At 49.2% G+C, this 2,469-nt stretch carries 2 protein-coding genes and 1 pseudogene; 1 reads left to right on the top strand and 2 read right to left on the bottom strand.

All coding sequences use genetic code 11. The features are described from left to right. Window positions 1-525: 525 nt before the first annotated feature. Entirely contained in the window at window positions 526-1,302 is a 777-nt protein-coding gene (locus B9Z42_RS16040; RefSeq protein ID WP_100134428.1) for a nucleotidyltransferase, read from the bottom strand. Continuing rightward, on the bottom strand, window positions 1,302-1,814 hold the full coding sequence (locus B9Z42_RS16035) for an SLATT domain-containing protein (protein WP_100134427.1): 513 nt from the start codon (window positions 1,812-1,814) through the stop codon (window positions 1,302-1,304). The genes B9Z42_RS16040 and B9Z42_RS16035 overlap by 1 nt, the downstream gene beginning before the upstream one ends. A 278-nt stretch (window positions 1,815-2,092) precedes the next feature. On the opposite strand from B9Z42_RS16035, the pseudogene B9Z42_RS16030 reads away from it, so the two are divergent. Then, window positions 2,093-2,275 (top strand): annotated as a pseudogene (locus B9Z42_RS16030) (transposase); the annotation flags it as partial. Between the last annotated feature and the right edge of the window lie 194 nt (window positions 2,276-2,469).

The following is a 2,469-nucleotide window of genomic DNA, read 5'->3' as shown; positions in this document are numbered from 1 at the left end:
AGCATCTCACGTCAGACACTCTATTCGTACTTGAGTTAAATGGAAATCGACGTAACCAAGCTGTCTCGCTAGCTACGAAAGCAGTTTGTTTCAAGTCTTTACCCAAGTGCTAAGGTGGGTATGCTCGATTCTTCTCCCTAATGATCGCTGCTATTTCCAGCAGGCGATTAGATTTTTTTTGATGTGCTCCTTGTGACTTAGCGTTTTTAGCAACACTAAGCATTGGAGTCCAAGGTTAATCCAACTTTTTCCACATTTTTTCTTGAGTGATTGATCACTGCCCTTGCGCTGACCTCCACACCACCATCGCGATGGTCTCCGATCAGCCTTTAGCTAAAGTTGACATCATGGATGACTGAAGTGCAGCGATCGCAGACCTTGTGCCGATTGCGTCCGAAGGAGGCTGTGGTGACCCGCTCACTGCTAGCCGCAGCATTTCACTAAACGAAACACGTATCGCGTTTGTATCAGCCCCTTACGATCGACTCCTGTGAGCATATAGAGCGGAAGTAATTCCCCAGAAGTTCAGTCTGATGGAATCAACTTCTTCACTTCTTTTTCGGCTAGGCTTGGATAGCCATTGCTCTCTAAGGAGCGAACTTCATCAATGATTTCCTTTGCGCGTTTCAATTTGTCCTTACGCCATTGCGCCTGATCACTGCCAAGGTAGATATTGTCGAATGCCGTGAACAGATAGTCGCGGATGTTGCTTACCCCGTAATAGGAGAGACTGATAACGAACTTCTCTAGGCTGTACGCGTCAAAAACGTATTCGGCTTCCGCATTCCAATACTTGAGAAGTCGTATCATCGGCTTGATCTTGTACATCTCTTTCTGATTGATTGTATTGAGTTGCCCATTGAAATCGTTCGGATTCGTGTTCTGCCATGCCGAAGGGCCGTCAGGAATCTGGTAAGTTGTGCCCCAAGCCTTAATGGCTGGCACTAAATCAAACTTGATGTGATTGAGTTGCAGCACAAGACTCGGCGATGACTGCTTGATGTCAGAGGTTGCGTAATGCTGATCAGCAAAGCGCCTTAAACGATCAAGATATGTCTGAGGAACAGCGCCGCCTTCCGCAAACACCACCATGTAATCAATATCCGAATGCTGATCCATCTTGCGCGGCAGGATGGTGCCGCGCGTTGATGAGCCGAATCTCAGATGCTCGCTCAGGGCGACGCCGAAGTAACTGTTCAGCCTTGTTTTGATCGTGGCGATTGATGTATTGATTGAAGCCTGTTCGTCAACTGAAAGAACCGCACTGCTAGAACGCACATCAAGATACGAAATGACAGACATTAGGTATTGCTCTGGTCCACGAGATGAGCGGCTTCTCCTGCATCAACTCCCTTGCGTGCTTTCTCGAAATCTTCCAGCGAAAATTGCGCACTCGCTTGGTTTAGCTCATTTCGGCGCTTGGTGAATTCATCCAACCCATCAATCGCTTCTTGCTCATCTGGCAATGCAGGTAGCTTAATTTTGCGGAAGACGCGCGCATCGTTGCGCAGTGACAGGTACTGATCCCCACTGTTCTTGTGAGAGACCGAGCGCTCAGAGGGCTTTAGGAAGGTTATCAGTGATGTGAGGATCGCAACAATGCCGGACATGACGCCAGCAATCTCAGGGTAATCCTTGAAGAAGGCTAGACCGGCCAAAGCACTCAGAAGCACAGACGGGATGCCCAACACGTAGTGATATCTGGCCCAGCGTATCCCTGCGTTGAAATGTGCTTTGCCGGAATGGATGCAGTCTTCTTCGATACGCTGCAATTCGGCATCAATAGCCGGTCTCGGATAAGTCAGGTTTGTCATGGTTCAGTTCTAGCGAGGGGCCATCCTCCTGACAACCCAAAAAAATAGGCGCACCCATTGCGATCTTCAACTCCAATCGTAGCAATTCTGCACTGGCAACTTTGAAACACGGATTCAGGCACGCACCGCTCTGGGAGTCTGCTCGCAACAGATCTCGAAACAGTCCCACCGCTAGGACAGGCCAAACGGCAGCAATCAGCCTACAGCGGTCACATGACAAGCAAATGTGGCTGGCTGTTTTTAGTTGGAAGAAACCAATGTGCTTCGCAAATTCACAAGATTATCCGCCTGAGGTCAGGCGCATCATGTACACGACCAACGCGAATGAGCCGGTGAACATGAGCTTCCACAAAATCACAAACAACCTCGGGATGTTCCCAAGCGATGAGGCGTTGCTTAAATTGTTTTATTTGGCGTTGAACAACATTGCCAAGAAGTGGACGATGCCGGTTCAAAACTAGAAGCCGGTGGGGCGCTGACTTAAGATCCAATTTGAGGGGGGATGCCGAAGAATTAACACTCGCTCCGGAGGGTGTCCCGAATTTTGTGTAAACGGAGCGAGTGTTAATTCGTCGGCATCCTTCCCTCAAACTGGATCGTAAATCGGTTCAGCACGGGCTTCCAGTTTTGCACCGGCATCGTCCACTTCTTGGCG

This window comes from Limnohabitans sp. B9-3 (assembly GCF_002778325.1).
Lineage (GTDB): Bacteria > Pseudomonadota > Gammaproteobacteria > Burkholderiales > Burkholderiaceae_C > Limnohabitans > Limnohabitans kasalickyi.
Note: the sequence above shows the minus strand (reverse complement) of the source record. Positions and strands in the feature narration are given on the sequence as shown.

Bases quoted from the DNA above. Each gene is read 5' to 3' on its own strand.
- B9Z42_RS16040 (WP_100134428.1), bottom strand. From the start codon at position 1,302: ATGTCTGTCATTTCGTATCTTGATGTGCGTTCTAGCAGTGCGGTTCTT.
- B9Z42_RS16035 (WP_100134427.1), bottom strand. From the start codon at position 1,814: ATGACAAACCTGACTTATCCGAGACCGGCTATTGATGCCGAATTGCAG.